General features: G+C 64.8%; 16 protein-coding genes. 5 read left to right on the forward strand and 11 right to left on the reverse strand.

Features of this window, described 5'->3' with window-relative positions:
* Window positions 1–43: 43 nt before the first annotated feature.
* The 6 genes from EI983_RS17320 to EI983_RS17345 all read right to left on the reverse strand — a co-directional run bounded on the left by EI983_RS17320 (window position 44) and on the right by EI983_RS17345 (window position 6,038).
* On the reverse strand, window positions 44–853 hold the full coding sequence (locus tag EI983_RS17320) for a trypsin-like serine peptidase (RefSeq protein WP_246162221.1): 810 nt from the start codon (window positions 851–853) through the stop codon (window positions 44–46).
* Window positions 853–1,656, reverse strand: coding sequence for a trypsin-like serine peptidase (locus EI983_RS17325; protein ID WP_157708596.1), 804 nt, complete (start codon window positions 1,654–1,656; stop codon window positions 853–855). Before EI983_RS17325 ends, EI983_RS17320 begins: the two co-directional genes overlap by 1 nt.
* 84 nt (window positions 1,657–1,740) lie before the next feature.
* The gene (gene glcF / locus EI983_RS17330) at window positions 1,741–3,030 is read right to left on the reverse strand and encodes a glycolate oxidase subunit GlcF (RefSeq protein WP_157708597.1); all 1,290 of its coding nucleotides are present in this window, start codon (window positions 3,028–3,030) and stop codon (window positions 1,741–1,743) included.
* On the reverse strand, window positions 3,031–3,393 hold the full coding sequence (locus EI983_RS17335) for a hypothetical protein (RefSeq protein WP_157708598.1): 363 nt from the start codon (window positions 3,391–3,393) through the stop codon (window positions 3,031–3,033).
* Window positions 3,393–4,532: a glycolate oxidase subunit GlcE gene (glcE, locus tag EI983_RS17340; RefSeq protein WP_157709143.1), complete on the reverse strand. Its 1,140-nt coding sequence runs from the start codon at window positions 4,530–4,532 to the stop codon at window positions 3,393–3,395. The genes EI983_RS17335 and glcE overlap by 1 nt, the downstream gene beginning before the upstream one ends.
* Before the next feature lie 66 nt (window positions 4,533–4,598).
* Window positions 4,599–6,038, reverse strand: a complete 1,440-nt coding sequence (locus EI983_RS17345) for an FAD-linked oxidase C-terminal domain-containing protein (protein WP_157708599.1) — start codon at window positions 6,036–6,038, stop codon at window positions 4,599–4,601.
* Window positions 6,039–6,119: 81 nt separating this feature from the next.
* On the opposite strand from EI983_RS17345, the gene EI983_RS17350 reads away from it, so the two are divergent.
* Both EI983_RS17350 and EI983_RS17355 read left to right on the forward strand, forming a co-directional pair.
* On the forward strand, window positions 6,120–6,824 hold the full coding sequence (locus tag EI983_RS17350) for a DUF599 domain-containing protein (RefSeq protein WP_157708600.1): 705 nt from the start codon (window positions 6,120–6,122) through the stop codon (window positions 6,822–6,824).
* Window positions 6,825–6,860: 36 nt separating this feature from the next.
* Window positions 6,861–7,220: a hypothetical protein gene (locus tag EI983_RS17355; RefSeq protein ID WP_157708601.1), complete on the forward strand. Its 360-nt coding sequence runs from the start codon at window positions 6,861–6,863 to the stop codon at window positions 7,218–7,220.
* 24 nt (window positions 7,221–7,244) lie between these two features.
* Here the strand turns inward: EI983_RS17355 and EI983_RS17360 are convergent, their stop codons facing one another.
* The 4 genes from EI983_RS17360 to EI983_RS17375 are packed head-to-tail and all read right to left on the reverse strand — an operon-like array spanning window position 7,245 to window position 13,916.
* On the reverse strand, window positions 7,245–9,293 hold the full coding sequence (locus EI983_RS17360; RefSeq protein WP_157708602.1) for a glutamine amidotransferase: 2,049 nt from the start codon (window positions 9,291–9,293) through the stop codon (window positions 7,245–7,247).
* Complete coding sequence (locus tag EI983_RS17365; RefSeq protein WP_157708603.1) at window positions 9,290–12,037, reverse strand: DUF4159 domain-containing protein; 2,748 nt, start codon at window positions 12,035–12,037, stop codon at window positions 9,290–9,292. Before EI983_RS17365 ends, EI983_RS17360 begins: the two co-directional genes overlap by 4 nt.
* Window positions 12,034–12,912, reverse strand: a complete 879-nt coding sequence (locus EI983_RS17370) for a DUF58 domain-containing protein (RefSeq protein WP_157708604.1) — start codon at window positions 12,910–12,912, stop codon at window positions 12,034–12,036. Before EI983_RS17370 ends, EI983_RS17365 begins: the two co-directional genes overlap by 4 nt.
* On the reverse strand, window positions 12,909–13,916 hold the full coding sequence (locus tag EI983_RS17375; protein WP_157708605.1) for an AAA family ATPase: 1,008 nt from the start codon (window positions 13,914–13,916) through the stop codon (window positions 12,909–12,911). Before EI983_RS17375 ends, EI983_RS17370 begins: the two co-directional genes overlap by 4 nt.
* A gap of 69 nt (window positions 13,917–13,985) precedes the next feature.
* Between EI983_RS17375 and EI983_RS17380 the strand changes: the two genes are divergently transcribed.
* From EI983_RS17380 to EI983_RS17390, 3 genes are read left to right on the forward strand one after another with little or no spacing between them, the layout of a single operon-like run.
* Window positions 13,986–14,567: a DUF1285 domain-containing protein gene (locus EI983_RS17380; protein ID WP_157708606.1), complete on the forward strand. Its 582-nt coding sequence runs from the start codon at window positions 13,986–13,988 to the stop codon at window positions 14,565–14,567.
* Between the two features lie 3 nt (window positions 14,568–14,570).
* Window positions 14,571–15,332, forward strand: a complete 762-nt coding sequence (locus tag EI983_RS17385) for a hydroxypyruvate isomerase family protein (protein ID WP_157708607.1) — start codon at window positions 14,571–14,573, stop codon at window positions 15,330–15,332.
* A gap of 50 nt (window positions 15,333–15,382) precedes the next feature.
* Window positions 15,383–16,345 (forward strand): zinc transporter ZntB, encoded by a 963-nt coding sequence (locus EI983_RS17390; protein WP_157708608.1) that lies wholly within the window; start codon window positions 15,383–15,385, stop codon window positions 16,343–16,345.
* Here the strand turns inward: EI983_RS17390 and EI983_RS17395 are convergent.
* Window positions 16,342–17,679, reverse strand: a complete 1,338-nt coding sequence (locus EI983_RS17395; protein ID WP_157708609.1) for an aspartate aminotransferase family protein — start codon at window positions 17,677–17,679, stop codon at window positions 16,342–16,344. The genes EI983_RS17390 and EI983_RS17395 overlap by 4 nt on opposite strands.
* Between the last annotated feature and the right edge of the window lie 108 nt (window positions 17,680–17,787).

A 17,787-nucleotide genomic window follows, 5' to 3' on the forward strand; every position in this document is an offset into this window, starting at 1 on the left:
ATTTTCACGCTTTCAAGGGGGGCACGCGCGGAAGGCCACCGTTTCACGGCTTGGCGAATTTCGCGCCGGAAACGCCGCGCGTCTCACCCACCTTGACCCGCCGGTTGACAAGCCCGCCATAGGGCACACCCGGCATGGCGCGCAAAACGGACTTCAGCTCGCTCACCACGCTGGGCAGCTCCATGCCATAGGCGACACCATACCCGCCGCCGCTGATCAGCGACAGAATGCGCGCGCGGCCGTTTTCGCGCACAAAAACCGGTGCGCCGGACGAACCGAAGGTCACATTACAATCAAAGGCGATCAGCCCCTTCTGTCGGCCCAGCACCGCACATTCCCTTTGCCAGGACAGCGCCGCATCCCGGCCCATACCATAGGACAGGACACTCACCTGCTGCCCATGATCGACCCGCTGATGCAGAATGAACGGATCCGCCGATGTGGTTGAGATCGGCGCGCTCAACTCCAGCAGGGCGGCGTCATATCGGATGGTGTCAACGCCAAACGGACTCCTCGGGTCATAGCCCGGATGGGCCGCCACCCTTGAGACACTCTGTTCGGCAATGGCAAGCCCATCCGCGAGCCCCGCGCGAAACCGGATCGTATCGGCCCCGCGCAACCGTCCTGCCTGATCATAGACACAATGCGCGGCGGTCAGCACCAGATCCGATGCAATCAGGGCACCGGTGCAATAACCTCCCTGCCCCAGCTCGACACGGCCCACCGCCTCCCACCCCAAGAGGTCATCGCGGTCCGACAACCGCACAAGGCCCGACCCCGCAGTCACCGGCGCGGCAAGCAGGATCATGAAACCGATAATCAGAAGTCCGAAGCTGGTCCGGGGCCGTGCCATCACGGTTTGGCGAATTTCGCACCGGTCGAACGCCGCTCACCGCTGGTGCTCAGGGTCGGGGCCGGGGCCTGGAACATCCCCTTGCCCGCGGCCAGTTCACCGCGCAGAAACTCCAGCGGCGCTTCGAGCTGCGTACCAAGCGACACCTTCTCGCCATCCACTTCCGCCATGGCCGAGACCACCGACACCACCCGCGGCTCCCCGCTTTCGAACGAGAAGACCGGCGCGCCGGAAGAGCCGAAATTCACATCGCAGGACATGATCAACACGCCCTGCTGCCGCGCCTTCACATCACAGACTTCCTGCAATGACGGGGCCTCCGAGCGGTCCCGCGCATAGCTCACCACGCCAATCCGCTGCCCTTTGCGCGGACGGCGATCCGTGGCGAAGGGCAGCACCGTACCGTTGTTGATCGGATGGTGCAGCTCCAGCAGGGCCACGTCATTGCGAACCCGATCCGCAGCCATTTCGCCATCAAAGTAGAAATCCGGATGCGTCACCGCACGCTTGACCCAGCGATAGGCCGAAGCGCGGCCATTGCGCCAGCCGGCGAGAAACTCGATCTTGCTATGGTCGATCCGCTCGCCAGTGGTGTTGTCATAGAGGCAATGCGCCGCCGTCAGCACCAGATCCGGCGCGATCAGCGCCCCGGTGCAAAATCCGCGCCCGTCAAGATCGAGCCGCCCGACAGCCTCCCAGCCCCGGCTCTCGTCACCGGTTTGCAGGGCGGTCAGCCCGGTATCACCCGCCTGAACAAGACTGCCCGAAAGCAACAGAGCGCAAGACAGCAGAAAACGCTTCATATCCGTCAAATCACCTCGAAAACCTCGGCGTTTCCGATAGCAGGGCTTTAAGGCAAAATTGGGGCAGCCCGCGCGTGGCGTCGGTCAATCGCCCTGCAGCGCCGGAGGCTTCGGGCCGCCGGTGGCCCAGTCGAGCAGTTCGACCGTGTGCACGATGGGCACCTGCGTTCCGCTGCCGATCTGCATCATGCAGCCGATATTGCCCGCCGCGATGATATCAGGGCTCTTGGCCTCCAGCGTACGCACCTTACGCGCCTTGAGCTGCTTGGAAATCTCGGGCTGCATCAGGTTATACGTCCCTGCCGACCCACAGCACAGATGGCTGTCTGCGGGTTCCACCACCTCGAACCCGGCACGTTTCAGCAGATCCTTGGGCGCGGTCTTGACCTGCTGACCATGCTGTAGCGAACAGGCCGCATGATAGGCCACCCGCACCCCTTTCGGCGCCCCTTCGGGCAACCCGATCTTCACCAGCAACTCACTGATATCCATCGCTATACCTGAAACCCGCGCGGCCTCTTCGGCCAGTGGCTCGTTGCGGAACATATGACCGTAATCCTTCACCGTCGTGCCGCAGCCCGAGGTGTTGATCACCACCGCATCCAGCCCGTCACCGTCCATTTCATCGCTCCAGGCACGGATATTCCTGGCGGCGGTGGCATGGCTCTCGCCGGTCTTGCCCATGTGATGCGTCAGCGCCCCGCAACAGCCCGCGCCCTTGGCGACGACCACCTCACAGCCAAGCCGCGTCAGCAGCCGGATCGTGGCATCGTTGATATCGGTATTGAGCGCCTTCTGCGCACAGCCCGTCATCAGCGCCACGCGCATCCGGCGCTCTGTTTTCGGGGCAAAGCTCTGAGGGTCGTCATTGCGGCTCACGGGCGGGATGCTCTTCGGGGCCATCTCCAGCATGGCGCGCAGCCGTGCATCGGGCATCAACCGGGCAAACGGCCGCCCGATCTTCGCCCCCAGAAGGGCCAGCCGGAAGCGCGTCGGATAGGGCAGGATCTTGGACAGGATCCAGCGCAGCGCCCGGTCATCCCAGCGCCGTTTATAGCGCTGCTCGATATATTCACGCGCATGGTCGACAAGATGCATGTAATGCACGCCCGAGGGGCAGGTCGTCATGCAGGCCAGACAACTCAGGCAACGGTCGATATGCTTGACCGTACGCGCGTCGGGCTCACGGTCATTTTCCAGCATATCCTTGATCAGATAGATGCGCCCGCGTGGACTATCGAGCTCATCCCCCAACACCTGATAGGTCGGGCAGGTAGCGGTGCAGAACCCGCAATGCACGCAGGCACGCAAGATCTCATTCGCGCGCTGGGTGCCCGGGTCACGGAGCTGCGCTTCGGTAAATTCCGTTTTCATTCAGCGTGTCATCCCTTGTGCAATCATAAGCCCGAACCAGGGCAGTGTCGTGGCCGCCGTGCCGGTGGCAAAAGCCCAGCGATGTGCAGACCCATTAGGAAGGCGTGGCCTGACCGCCTGCACACACAGCGCCAGAACGACAATCCAGGCCAGCCACAACAGAACCAGCAGCAACAGGTCGAAATAGCTCCAGGCCAGCAAGGTCGTCCCAGCGAGGTGGGGCAACAGCAATGCCAGCACCACAAGCACCAAGGCGAGCGCTGCCAGCCGGGCAAAACCGGCCCGGTCTGTCCGCCGCCTCGCCAGCAACCAGAAGGTGGCAGGCCCGGCAGCGAAACTGGCAAGGTAGGCCAGAACCAGCATCAGGCTGCCTGCCCCATCCGCCCCGGATTGAACAATCCGCGCGGATCGAACCGGGCGCGCAACCCGGTCTGAAGCGTCTGAAGCGGCTCGGCAAGCGGTTGGAACGGGTGCGGATCGTCCCCCCTGATCAGGGTCGCATGTCCACCGCTATGCTCCGCCAGTGCGGCTCTGATCCTGCGGCCATCCACGCCACACCCTGCCGGGCAGAACAGCCAGATCAGCCCCCCACCCCAGTCATACAGCGCCTCCGCCCCTGTCAGAGCCGCCACGATGGCGGGGGCCTCTGTCGGTTTCACGGACAAACGCCAGACCGTGCCGTCACGCCCATGAAACGGGGCGACATCGCGCACCCAGGTCCAGCCGGCCTTTGTGTTTTCAGGATCGGTTTCCAGCGCGCAGGAGCCGAACTCCGACAACTCGGCTGTCAGCCGGTCGGCGCGATAGGCCACCGACGCCTCTGAACCTTCGAGACGGATCATCGTCACCGGTGCGCCGTCGAGGCCCTTTTGCGTATGCGCCGCCCCGGTCACTTCGAACGGCGACCGCAGCGCCCGGCTCAGCGCCGATACCGCGCGCTCATCGGACAATCCTTCAAACAGCAGCACACCCGTCGCAGCGGGGATGGGCAACACCTTCAGCGCCACTTCGGTCAGCACCCCTAGCGTACCATAGCTGCCCGCCATCAGCTTCACGAGGTCATAGCCGGTGACGTTCTTCATCACCCGCCCGCCATTGCGGATGACCTGACCGCGCCCGTCGACAAACCGCACACCCAAGAGGCTGTCGCGGCACGCCCCCACCTGAATGCGGCGCGGACCCGAAACATTCGCCGCCACCATGCCGCCCAGTGTCGGCGCGCCACTTGTGCCCAACAGTGCCCGGTGATCCATCGGCTCGAAGGCCAGCCTTTGACCTTCTGCCGCCAGCGCCGCCTCCGCCTCGGCCAGGGGCGTGCCCGCCTGTGCGACCAGCGTCAGCGCCCCGGGCTCGTAAAGCGTGATCCCGCTCAGCCCCCGCGTGCTCAGAACCGGCGCATCCGTCACATGCCCGATGGGCCGCGTTCCGCCGCCTTCGATCCGCATCGGCGCGCTCGCCCCGGCCACAATATTGGCCAGCTCTTCTTCGTTACGCGGTTCCATAGCTTTCATTGTTCCCAAAATACTCAAATCCCAGCTTTGTCATTGGCCGAACGGCAGCCTGTCAGATCACTCCGCCGCCACCCGGCGCGCATCGCTTGCCGCCAGCGGAAACACCTTGGCCGGGTTCAGGAGCCATTTCGGATCAAACACATCCTTCACCGCCATCTGAAGCTCCAGATCGGCAGGCGCATATTGATCCACCATCAGGTCTCGTTTCTCGATGCCCACGCCATGCTCCCCGGTCAGGCATCCGCCAACCTCGACGCAGAGCCGCAGGATATCCGCGCCAAAGGCCTCGCAGGTTTCCAGATCGCCCGGCTTGTTGGCGTCAAACAGAATGAGCGGATGCATGTTGCCATCGCCCGCATGGAACACATTGGCCACATCCAGACCGTACTCCTTGCTCATCTCGCCGATACGCCGCAGCACATAAGGCAGCTCGCTCACCGGGATGGTGCCGTCGAGGCACATGTAATCGTTGATCTGCCCCATCGCGCCAAAGGCCGATTTGCGGCCCAGCCAGATCTTGGCGCTTTCCTCCGCCGACTGGCTCTGGCGCAGCTCCACCGGGTCATGCTTGCGCGCGATCTGCATGATCGTCCCAAGCTGTTCGTCAATCTCGGCCTCGCTGCCTTCCACCTCGACGATGAGAAGCGCCTCGCAATCGGGGTATCCGGCCCCGGCAAAGGCCTCGGTCGCGCGGATGCAGGGCCGGTCCATGAATTCGATCGCCACCGGCAACACACCCGCCTTGATGATGTCACTGACACAGGCGCCCGCCACCTCGTTGCTGTCAAACCCGATCAGCACCGGCCGCGCGCCCTCGGGCTTGGGCAGAATGCGCAGCGTCGCTTCGGTGACGACACCCAACTGCCCCTCCGAGCCGCACATCAGGCCGAGCAGATCCAGCCCCTCGGCATCCAGATGCGCCCCGCCCAGTTCGACCACCTGCCCGTCCATCAGCACCATGGTCACGCCCATGAGGTTGTTTGTGGTCACGCCGTACTTCAGGCAATGCGCCCCGCCCGAATTCATCGCGATATTGCCCGCGATGGCACAGGCAAGCTGACTCGACGGATCGGGCGCATAGAAGAACCCCTCCTCCTCGACGGCCCCTGTCACACTCAGGTTGGTCCGCCCGGACTGCACACGGATGAAACGGTTGTCATAATCCGTTTCCAGCACCTCATTGAGCCGGGCCACGCCCAGAATCACGCTGTCTTCGGTCGGCAAGGCCCCTCCGGCCAGCGACGTGCCCGAGCCCCGCGGCACCACCGGCACGCCCATCTCGTGACAGATCGACAGCACCCGGCTCACCTGTTCCGTGCTGCCGGGCAACACAGCCAGCAGTGGCGGGCATTTATAAGCGGTCAGGGCATCGCATTCATAGGCGCGCGTCTCGAACGGGTCCGAAATAATGGCATCCTCGGGCAACACACCCTTGAGCCGGGCAATCAGCTCGGGCTTCTTGGCCAGAACAGAGGGATTTGGCTGTGGCATCTCCATGGGCGCTCTCCTTATTGGTAATATTTTATAACCAATTTTATGAGTATGGCAAGTCTTTCTCCGCCGCGTTATCAGACCCTCATGACATGGTCTGAAAAATTCTCCTTCTTTTCCACCCTCGATCTGGCCGCGCTGGCTGTTCTGCTGGTCTGTTGGGTGGTGATCGGATGGCTCATCGAACGGGGCATCGGCGCGCGGTTGTCCGTGTCCATGCTGATGGCGCAATACCGGCGCGACTGGATGCAGCAGATGATCGGCCGTGAACCACGGGTGTTCGACGCTCAGATCCTTGCCACATTGCGCCAGGGCACGGCGTTTTTCGCCTCCGCCACGATGATCGCGATCGGCGGCTGTCTGGCCCTTCTAGGCAACACCGAACGGCTTGCGGGCATTGCCGAAGACCTCACGCTTGGCACCGATCCCGCCGTGGTATGGGAGGTCAAGATCCTCGTCATCCTCGGCTTTCTGGCCAATGCCTTTTTCAAGTTTGTCTGGGCCAACCGTCTTTTCGGCTATTGCGGCGTGGTGATGGGCGCGGTGCCAAACGATGCAGCGCATCCCGACGCCACCATTCGCGCCACCCAGGCGGGCGAGATCAACATCTTTTCCGCACGCAGCTTCAACCGGGGCCTGCGATCGGTTTACTTCGGCCTTGCCGCCGGAGCCTGGATGCTGGGGCCGGAGGCCCTGCTGGTCGCGGCCTTGCTGACCTTTGCAATGCTGATCCGGCGCGAGTTCATGTCACGCTCGCATCGAACCCTGCAACGGCACCCCACGCAGACGTGAGTGCGCGTAACATTGCTTCGCGCTATAACGAGCCTCATGCCCATACTGCGCCCCCTCCTCGCCCTTTTGCTCTTCGCCACGCCCGCGCTCAGCGGCGCACCTGAAATCGTGTCGGCAAAAGTCGAGAAATCCGGCATGAGCTGGCGCGTCGAGGTCACGCTGAAACATGAGGATACCGGCTGGGACCACTATGCCGATGGCTGGGATGTGCTGGATGCGACAGGCAAGGTTCTGGGCCACCGCGAGCTTTTGCACCCGCATGTGGACGAACAGCCCTTCACCCGGTCGCTCAGCAATCTGATGCTGCCCGACGGCACGCGCGAGGTGTTCATCCGCGCGCATTGCTCGGTCAAGGGATGGTCGGATGACGTCTATCGCGTCGAGCTATCTCCCTGAGCACAGGGGCGCCACGCCAAGCGTTCAGCGCCGCCCCTCACGCAGCCAGCCGCCCACCACCAGCGCCGAGATCAGGATCAGCACCAGCCACGGCGGCAGGATCGGCGTTTGCGTCACGTTCAGCGTTTCATAAGCGCCGCGCGGGGTGATCCCGATCCAGCCGCGCCCGACAGCCGGGCGGCCGTCCCGGACCTGGCGCAACAGGGGAAGGCCATCTTCCAGCGCCAGCGCGCCGCCGCCCGTCGCCTCAACCGCGGGGGTCAGCAACTCGGTGCTGGCCAGCGTGTTCTCGAACTCCACGGGCGCGGCCGGCCCAAGCCCAATCACCGCCGTCAGCTCGCCCACGCGCAGCCGGTAAAGACCGATCTCAGGCCCGTCATAGACCGCTTCAAACCGGCCCGGCGATACCTCGGTCAGCTCCACCTCCAGCTCTTCGCCCGAGGGGGTGACCACCGTCACCGGATCGCTGTCTTCGGCAAGGGTTTGCCGGATGATGCGCATACTCTGCCCGGTGGCCTCGGCCCAGAGCGCCTCTTCCTCCAGCTCCGGCTCCTTCATCATCCAATGCGCCAGACGCCGCAGCAATTCCAGCTGCGGCCCGCCGCCTTCATAGCCGCGATGCCAGAGCCACGCATGATCCGACGCCAGCAGTGCCACGCGCCCCTCGCCCACACGGTCCAGAACCAGAAGCGGTGTATCCTCGACCCCGGTCATCAGGATCTCACCCGCCTGCGCCTCGACCTCAACCTGCCGCATCCAGCGGCCCCAAGGGGTATCGTCATCGGGGCTCAGGCCCGATGTCACCGGGTGCCGCTCTCCCAGATCGGTCACGGTCGGCAGAAACGGCTGTTCCAAGACCCGCGCCGTGGGCCGGGCAGGCACCACCGTCTCGATCGGGGTGCGATAGATACTGTCGGCGCTGGCAAAGTCCGGCCCGGCGGCGATCAGAACCGCCCCTCCCTGCTCGACATAGTTGCGCACATTGTCGAGATAGAGCGACGGCAGGATACCCCGGCGCTTGTATCGGTCGAAGATGATCAGATCGAAATCCTCGATCTTCTCCAGAAACAACTCCCGCGTCGGGAAGGCGATCAGGCTCAGCTCGCGCACCGGCACGCCGTCCTGTTTTTCGGGCGGGCGCAGGATGGTGAAATGCACCAGATCCACCGAACTGTCGGATTTCAGCAGGTTCCGCCAGGTCCGCCCGCCCGGATGCGGCTCTCCCGACACCAGAAGCACGCTCAGCCGGTCGCGCACTCCGTTGATCTGCACAAGGGCCACGTTGTTGCGGTCGGTCAGCTCGCCCTCCACAAACGGCGTCGAAAACTCCAGCACATTGCGCCCGCCATGCGGCAGGCGCAGCGGCAGTTCGATATCCTTGCCGACCGGCACATCGAAGCGCTGCGGCGTTTCCCCATCGACCGACACATCCAGCGGCACCGTGGCCGTGCCTGCCGGGGCCGCGCCGACATCTTCAAGGGTGAGCGTGAGCGTCACCTCCTCGCCGAGAATGGCAAAGGCAGGTGCGTTGGTCACACTGACGCGGCGATCCCAATCGCTGCTCTGACCGGTGTGCAGAAGGTGCAGCGGAGCGGGCATCTCAGGCACACGCTCCGGATCGTGCACCTGTCCATCCGACAGCAATATCGCCCCGGCAACACGCCCGCGCGGTTCCTCGGCCAGCGCCTCACCCAAAGCACTCATGAGCTGCGTGCCGCTGTTATCGACCCCATCCGGGACTTTGACCCGCCGCACCTCGGTATTGCCCAGGGCAAGCAGCTGTTGCTCCAGCCTTTCGGCGGCATCAGCGGTACGCGCGGCCCGGTCGCTGAGCTGCTGCGAGGCGCTTTCATCCTCGACGAGCAGGACAATATCGGTCAGCCGCTCGCGATCCTCCTGCTGAAAGATCGGCCCGGCCAGCGCAGCAAGCACCACCAGCGCCCCAAGCGCCCGCAAGGCCCAGCCGGACAGACCCCGATGCAGGGCCAGCGCACAGGTGGCCATCGCCATGCCGGCCAGCACCGCGATCAGCCACCAGGGCAGCAACGGATCAAAAACCACCGACCCGCTCATTGGCCCAGCCTGTTCAGCAGCGCGGGCACATGCACCTGATCGGATTTGTAATTGCCGGTCAGCACATGCATCACCAGGTTGACGCCAAAACGATAGGCCAGTTCGCGCTGCCGTTCTCCGGCAAAACCCCGGCCCACCGGGAACATCGGATTGCCCCGGCCGTCCATCGCCCAGGCCGACATCCAGTCATTGCCGCCGATCACCACCGGCGTGACCCCGTCATTGAGGTTGCGGAAGGGCATGCCCTCGATCTGTTCCGCATCGGGCGGAGACGCCTCGACCCAGACCCCCCGGCCCATGTGGCGGCCCGGGAAATCCTGCAACAGGTAGAAGGTGCGCGTCAGGACATGATCCTCCGGCATCGGCTCCAGCGGCGGGATGTCAAGCGGCGCCGCAATACGCTGCAGCTTGGCCCCGTTGGGCGACGAGGCCCCGAAGCCCGACACATTGGCGTCGCGCGTGTCAAAAACGATCATCCCCCCGGTGCGCAGATAGGTATTGAGCCGCGCATAGGCCTCCGCCGAGGGCAGTGGCTGATCCTCGGTGATCGGCCAATAGAGCAGCGGATAAACCGCCAGCTCATCTTGTTCGAGATTCACGCCGATCGGGTCCGCCGGTTCCACCGAGGTGCGGAAGAACAGCGTCTGACTCAGCCCGAACAACCCGGCGCGCGCGGTATCGTCCACCTGCGCATTTCCCGTAAGCACATGCGCCAGAACCACCTCGGCGGTGGCGGCGAATGTCTTGTCATCCTGCGCCTGGACGTCCTGCGGCAGCATCAGCCCCGCCAGAAGGAGGGCCGCCGCCCGCGCGGGCAGAAGCCGCCCCGACAAGGCCAGCGAGGCCAGCACATCAGCGCTCAGCAGCACCAGCGCCAATGCCAGAAGCCAGCCGCCCAGCGGTGCCTCGACCGGGCGCGACAGGCCAGTGACAGCAACCCGCGCGGGCCAGCTGACGGGTGTTAGCACGGTATCGGCCTCGATCACGTTGCGCGCAATCCGCCGGTCCGGGCCTTCATACAGGCCAGGCGGCATCGTGGCGCTCAGCGGGTCGCTGATCAGCCTCTCGCCCGCCACACCCGGAAGGTTGCCCGCGTCTCCCAAATCCCCGGCGGCGCTCAGCACCTTCACCGGTTGCCAGGTGGTGCCCACCAGATCCTCTGCCTCGGGCATCGCGGCCGACCCGGACACCGCCAGCCGCTCCAGCATCTGCACAAAGAGACCCGAAAGCGGCAATGTGGACCATTCGGCATTGGCGGTGACGTGGAACAGTACGATCTGACCCTGCCCCACCCGCTTGCGCGTCACCAGAGGCGTGCCATCGGTCAGCTGCGCGATCACGCGCGAGGCCAGCGTCGGATCGGGCTGCGCCATCACCTGCGCGCTGACGGTCACATCGCCGGGAACAGCCAGGCCAAAGAAAGGGCTGTCTTCATCGAAAGGGGCCAGCGATTTTGGCTCGCCCCAGCTCATCGCGCCCCCAACGGACCGCCCCCCGGCGCGCAACCGCACGGGCATCAGAGGGTCTTCCTCGCTGCGCGATACATCGCTCGCCGCCAGCCTCGGCCCGGCAAAGCGCAGCAACATGCCCCCCTCTTCCAGCCAGTCAAACAGCAGCGCCGCCTCCCCTTCGGACACGGTGGCCACATCGGCCAGCACTATGGCATCAGGATTGGCGGGCAGGATATCCGTCAGTCCGCCGGACAGAATATCGGCGGTCGGGATCAACGCCTGTTCCAGATAATGCAGCGGCGACAGCAGCTCGAGCCCTTCGCGGTCTTCACGACCCGCAACCAGGGCCACCTCGCGCCGCTTCAGCGTATCGTCGGACAGGGTCACCGCCCCGGCATGATCCTGCCCCACCAGTTCAAACTGCGTGAGCCGCGCGCGCAGCTCCGGCGGAAGCGAAAGCTGGCCCGTGGCCTCCTGCGCCCCTGCCTCGAAAGTCAGCGGCAGCGTGGCCAGAAGCCGGGTAATCCCCGACGGATCGCGGCCATAGGCGGCCACGTCGATCGCACGCTCGCCCCCGGCCACCGCACGGCGTGCGGTCAATTCCAGATTGCCCTCGACCAGGCTTGCCGGGGCCAGCGCCACCAGCGCGCGGGGGCTTTCATGAACGGTCAGCGGACCCTGGGCCTCCAGCGTTTCCAGCAGCGCCTCCCGGCCCTCTCGCGCCAACCCATCCGAGAACCAGCGCGTCTCGAAACCATCCCCGGGCAAAAGCCGCGCGGCCTCGGTCATATCCGCCTCTGACGGGGCCCAGGCATCGGGGCCGAGGCCCGAAATCCGCGTGCGCCATGCCTCGGCCGCCTGAAACACCGGGGCCTCAGGCGCACTCAGGCGCAGCACCGCCACGGGCCGCCCATCACGTCCCGCCTCGGCCAGCATGTCGCTCAGAAGCACCTGTTGCTGCGGCCAGTCGCGGGCACTGGCCCAGGAGCTGTCGAGCACCATCAGAAGCGGCAGCTCCTTCTGCCCGGCGCGATCGTCCTGCGGGTTCAGCACAGGCCTCGCGAGCCCCACGATCACCGCAGCCACCGCAAGCATCCGCAAAAGCAAGAGCCGCCAGGGCGTGCGGTCGGTCACGCTGTCGTCGTCTTTCAGCCCGATAAGCAGCGCCACACCCGGAAACAGCCGCCGCACCGGCGCAGGCGGCACCGCGCGCAGGATGATCCACAGGACCGGCAGCAGCGCCAGCGCCACCAGAAGCCAGGGCGCGCCAAAAGCTATGGGGCCGATCATCATGCGCCCAGGCTCCCGTCAAGCGCGCGGTAGAGCCACAGAAGCGCCGATTGCGCACTGTCCGAGGTGTGATGCAGCTGATACCGCCAGCCGGTCACGGCGCAGAGGTCCTGCAGCTCGGCCTTGCGGGTGGCCAGCCGCTCCAGATATCGCTCGCGCAGGTCGGAAGCCTTGAGCGTCTCATGCGTCAATGTCCCGCCCACCGATTGGAAAATGGTCCGCCCGCGATAGGGAAACGCCTCTTCCGCCGGGTCGAGCACCTGCATCAGGATGCCCTGCACCCCCCGGTCAGCCGCCGCCGTCAGCGCCGCCTTCACCGCGCTGACATCGCCCATGAAATCCGACAGCATCAGCGCCCGGCCATGCGCGGGCATACCGCGCAGGTCGGGGCTCCCGTAATCCTCGGCCTGCTCGTCCAGCAAGGCCGCCGTCAGCCGCGACAGCTGCGCCTCGCCCCGGCGCGGGGGCAGCGCCGCTCCGGTCAGGCCCACCCGCTCGCCCGCGCGGTTCAGCAGGATCGCCACCGCCAGCGCCAGAAGCCGCGCCCGGTCGGCCTTCTGCGGCAGGTTTTCCTCGGAGGCGAAACGCATCGATGCGGCGTTATCCACCCACAGCATCACCGATTGCGCGATCTGCCACTCGCGTTGCTTGACGAATTGCGTGTCGCTCTTGGCCGACCGGCGGTGATCAATCAGCCGCCGTGAGTCGCCGGGCTGCACCGGGCGGTATTGCCAGAAATCATCGCCCAGGCCAGAGCGGCGTCGGCCGTGCTCCCCCAACAGCACCGCACCGGCAAGGTGCTCCGCCCGCGCCAGAAGCGGCGGCAGACGGGCGGCCTCGGCCTCGGCCCGGGCCCGGAGGGGAAGCGGCTGGCTCACGCGGCGGCCTCGATTCGGGTGACATCCTCGGTCACGCTGCGGATCAGTCCGGCCAGCGTGTCACCCCGCGCCCGCGCCGCGAAATTGAGCGCCATGCGGTGGCTCAGCACGGGCTGTGCAAGGGCCGCCACATCATCCACATCCGGGGCAAGCCGCCCCTGCAGCATGGCCCGCGCCCGCACGGTCAGCATCAGCGCCTGCGCCGCGCGTGGCCCGGGGCCCCAGGCCACCGTCTCGCGCACCTGTTCCGGCGCGCTGTCGTCTTCGGGGCGGAAGGCGCGGACGAGGTCCAGAATCGCCTCCATCACGCTCTCGCCTACCGGCATCCGGCGCAGCAACATCTGCGCATCGACCAGCTCTGCGGCGGTAAAGACCTCATGCGCCTCGTCCTCGGCCACGCCGGTGGTGGCCAGCAGGATATCGCGCTCGGTGTCGCGGTCGGGATAGGGCACGTCGATCTGCACCAGGAACCGGTCAAGCTGCGCCTCGGGGAGCGGATAGGTACCCTCTTGCTCGATCGGGTTCTGCGTGGCCAGCACATGGAACGGTGCCGCCAGCGGCCGGTCCTGCCCGGCCACCGTCACCTGCCGTTCCTGCATCGCCTGCAGCAGCGCCGATTGCGTCCTTGGGCTGGCGCGGTTGATCTCATCGGCCATCAGAAGCTGACAGAAGATCGGGCCGGGAATGAACTTGAACGTCCGGCTGCCATCGGCCCCGGTTTCCAGCACCTCAGACCCCAGAATATCCGCAGGCATCAGATCGGGCGTGAACTGGATGCGATGCCCGTTCAGCCCCATCACCGTGCTCAGCGTCTCGACCAGCCGCGTTTTGCCCAGCCCCGGCAGACCGATCAGCAATCCGTGCCCGCCACACAGAAGCGCCGACAGGGACAGGTCCACCACCGTCTCCTGCCCGATGAACCGCTTGGTGATCGACGCCCGCGCCTGCGCCAGCTTCTCTTCCAGCGCCTCGATGCCCGTCACCAGTTCCGTATCATCGGTCATGGCAAATCTCCCGTGCTGCCTATATCGTCTGAGTAGAGTGTATCGCGCGCAACCAAAATGGCAAAAGGTATGAGCGACAAACAGATCACGACACCGTCAGCCCGGGACATTGAAAGCTCGGCCAAGGCGGTGCAGCAGAAGGGGCTGCCGCCCGTACACCTCTGGACTCCGCCTTTTTGTGGCGATCTGGACATGCGCATCGCCCGCGACGGAACGTGGTATTACGAGGGCACCCCGATCAACCGGCCGGGCCTTGTGCGGCTGTTTTCCACCATCCTGAAACGCGAAGACGGGAAGTATTACCTCGTCACCCCGGTCGAAAAAGTGGGGATCACCGTCGATGATGCGCCTTTCGTCGCGGTTGATTTCGATGTGGCGGGGGAGGTTAAGGAACAAACGCTTTGTTTTGAAACCAACGTCGGCGATCATACGCTGGCCGGGCCGGACAATCCGATCCGCGTCACGCGCGATGCCGCAACCGGAGAGCCCTCGCCCTATGTGCATGTGCGCGCCGGGCTGGAGGCGCTCATCGACCGCAAAAGTTTTTACCGCATGGTGGAGCTTGGCGAGCATCACGAGGGCTGGTTTGGCGTCTGGTCGGGCGGGGCGTTCTTTGGCCTGATCCCCTCGGATGAACTGGTCGAGGGCTGAACGATGCCGCGCTTTGCCGCCAATCTGTCGATGCTCTTTCGCGAGGTGCCGCTGCTGGAACGTTTCGGCGCCGCGCGGCAGGCCGGGTTCAAGGCGGTCGAAGTGCTCTTTCCCTATGACGAGCCGGGCAATCAGGTGTTGAACGCCATCGACATCAACAAGCTGCACCTGTGCCTGATCAATGGCCCGCCACCCAACTACGCCGGAGGCGCGCGCGGTTTTGCGGCGCTCCCCGGAGGCGAGGCGCGGTTTGAGCATGATTTCAAACGGGTGCTGCGCTATGCAGACCTTCTGAAACCGCAGCATATTCACATTATGGCGGGGGTTGCGTCCGGCCCTGAGGCGCATGCGGCATTCGTGCGCAATCTCAGATGGGCGGCGGCCCAAGCACCCGGGCAGTCGCTGACCATCGAGCCGATCAACCCCTTGGATATGCCCGGCTATTTCCTGAATGATTTCGATCAGGCGGCCGAGATCCTCGACAAGGTGGACGCCCCGAATGTGAACCTGCAATTCGACGCCTATCATGCCCATCGGATCACCGGCGATACACTGGCGGCCTGGGACAAACACGGCGCCCGCGCGGTCCACATCCAGATGGCCCGCGCCGAGGGGCGGCACGAACCGGATGCCACCGGCGCCATCGACTACCCTGCCTTCTTCGCCCGCCTGGACGCGGACGGCTACGACGGCTGGGTCAGCGCCGAATACATCCCCGAGGGCCTGACCGAAGAGGGGCTCGGCTGGTTCACCAGCGGGCTTTGACCAGGCTGATCTCTCTGGCGTTTGCACCAGACGCGGCATAGGCTCTTTTCATGTCCACGCGCACCCTCAACCCGATTGCCGCTTTTGACATCATCGATGGCACGCCAACCGCCATTGATGACCCCTGGCCCGGGCTTGAGGCTGCGTCGGGTTATCGCTGGCTGCATCTCGATCTGACCCAGGACAGCGTGGAGCCCTGGGCGCGTGAACATCTGCCCCGCATTGCGCGCCACGCGCTTTTGCAAACCGAAACCCGGCCGCGATGCGATCTGTTGGAGGATGGGCTGATCCTCAACCTGCGCGGCGTCAACCTCAACCCCGAGGCCAGCCCGGATGACATGGTCTCCCTGCGGATCTGGGTGACCCGAACGGCCCTTGTCACCGCCCGCGTCCGCAAGGTGTGGGCTGTGGACGAAATGCGCAAAGCCGCGCAGAACGGACAGGCACCGGACAGTATCGGCGCCTTTCTGGTCGAGCTTGTGACCGGCCTGACCGCGCGGATCGAAACCGTATCGCTCGACCTGGAGGACCAGACAGATCGGCTCGAAGACCAACTCTTCGACGGCAGGAAACCCGCGCGCGGACAGCTCACCGGGCTGCGTCAGTCCGTGATCAGAATGCGGCGCTTCATCGCCCCGCAGCGGGATGCAATCACGGCGTTGATGCAACTCGAAGACTGGCTCATGACCCGACAGGAGCGCGCCCATCTTCGCGAGGCCGGAAACCGCACACGGCGGATCGTGGAAGAGCTGGAGTCGGTGCGCGACCGCCTTCAAGCCCTTCAGGATCAGCTCGAAGCCGACCACGCGCAGCGGTTGGGGCGGCACAGCCATATCCTGTCTATCGTTGCCGCCATCTTCCTTCCGCTGGGATTTTTGACCGGCCTCTTTGGCGTGAACATCGCAGGCATGCCCGGCATGGTCAGCCCGATGGCCTTCTGGTGGCTCGTCGGCGGCTCTGTGGCGCTCGGCGTGGTGCTCTATCTGGTGTTCAAGCTGGCGGACTGGCTCTAGCCCAAATGCTCGGCCAGATCGGCAAAGCTGCGGTCCAGCGCGCCAAGCACATGATCCATATCCTCCATCGCCAGACAGAGCGGCGGGACCATCCGTAACACGTTGCGATAATTGCCGGATTTCGACACGATGATGCCATGCTCCCGGGTCCGTTCAAAGACGAAGGCCGTCTCTTCCATGGCTGGTCCCTTGGTGTCGTGATCACGGACCAGCTCGATCGCCTGCATGAATCCCGTGCCCCGCACATTCCCGATGATCGGATAGCGCGCGGCAAGGTCCTTGAGCCCCTGATGCAGCACCGCGCCGACCTTGCTGGCGTTCTCGACCATGCGATCCTCCTGAATGACACGCAGAACCGCCCGCCCCGCCGCACTGGCCGCCGGGTTGGCGCCGTAGGTGTGGAACAGGAACTTGCCCGCCATCGCCTCGGCGACGTCGCGTTTTGCGACGACGGCACCGAGGGGGATGCCGTTGCCGATGCCTTTGGCCATGACGACGATGTCGGGGACAACATCATGATGCTCAAAGCCCCAGAGGGCGCGGCCGGTTTTGCCGAAGCCCGATTGCACCTCGTCGATGATCATGAGGCCCCCGGCGGCGCGGATACGTTCCGCCGCGCCGGAGATAAACCCTTGTGGCATCTCGACAATTCCGCCGTAGCCCTGCACCGGCTCGATGATCATCCCGGCCACAGAACCCGTGGTGGCGGTGGCCAGAGTGCGCTCCAGATCGACCAGATAAGGCTCCACCCCCGGCCCATGCACCCCGCGATACTGGTTGGGATCGGAGGTGAAACAGATGTTGCTCAACTGCCCCGCATTGTGCCGGAAATTCTGTAGCCCCGTCACCGACTGCGCCCCGTAAGTGGCTCCATGGTAAGAGTTTTCCAGGGCTATTACGTCAAGGTTACCAGTGCGCACGCGGGCCATCATCAACGCCAGGTCAATCGCCTCGGCGCCGGAGTTGGTGAAATGCACGACCCAGTCCTCTCCGGCGGGCATGGTGGCGGCCAGCTCCTCGGCGAAATGCGCCGGGACGGGGTGATAAAACATTGTGGTACAATGGGTTAGCTCTGCCACCTGCGCCTGCACGGCGGCGACGACTGCCGGATGGGCGTGGCCGACGGAGATGCAGAGGTTCATGCCGAGCAGATCGGTCAGGCGATTGCCCTCCTCATCCCATACGTATTGCATGGAACCTTTCTTTAGAATCAAGGGCTTGGCATAGGGGACAAAGGCGCGTTGGGAGGCGGCATAATAGCGGTCACGCCGGGCGATGATCTCATCCGTGTCCCAACTGACCGGGGCCGGATCGTAGCTGTGAGGTCCGTCCATTTTGCGTGCCTTTCCAATGGCTTAAAAGGTATCAACGCAGAGCCTAGCGCGGATCGGCGATTCCCGATAGGGGGTTGTGCCGCGCGGGGGCCAAAGGCGCGGAGACAG

The sequence above is a fragment of the Roseovarius faecimaris genome (assembly GCF_009762325.1).
GTDB lineage: Bacteria > Pseudomonadota > Alphaproteobacteria > Rhodobacterales > Rhodobacteraceae > Roseovarius > Roseovarius faecimaris.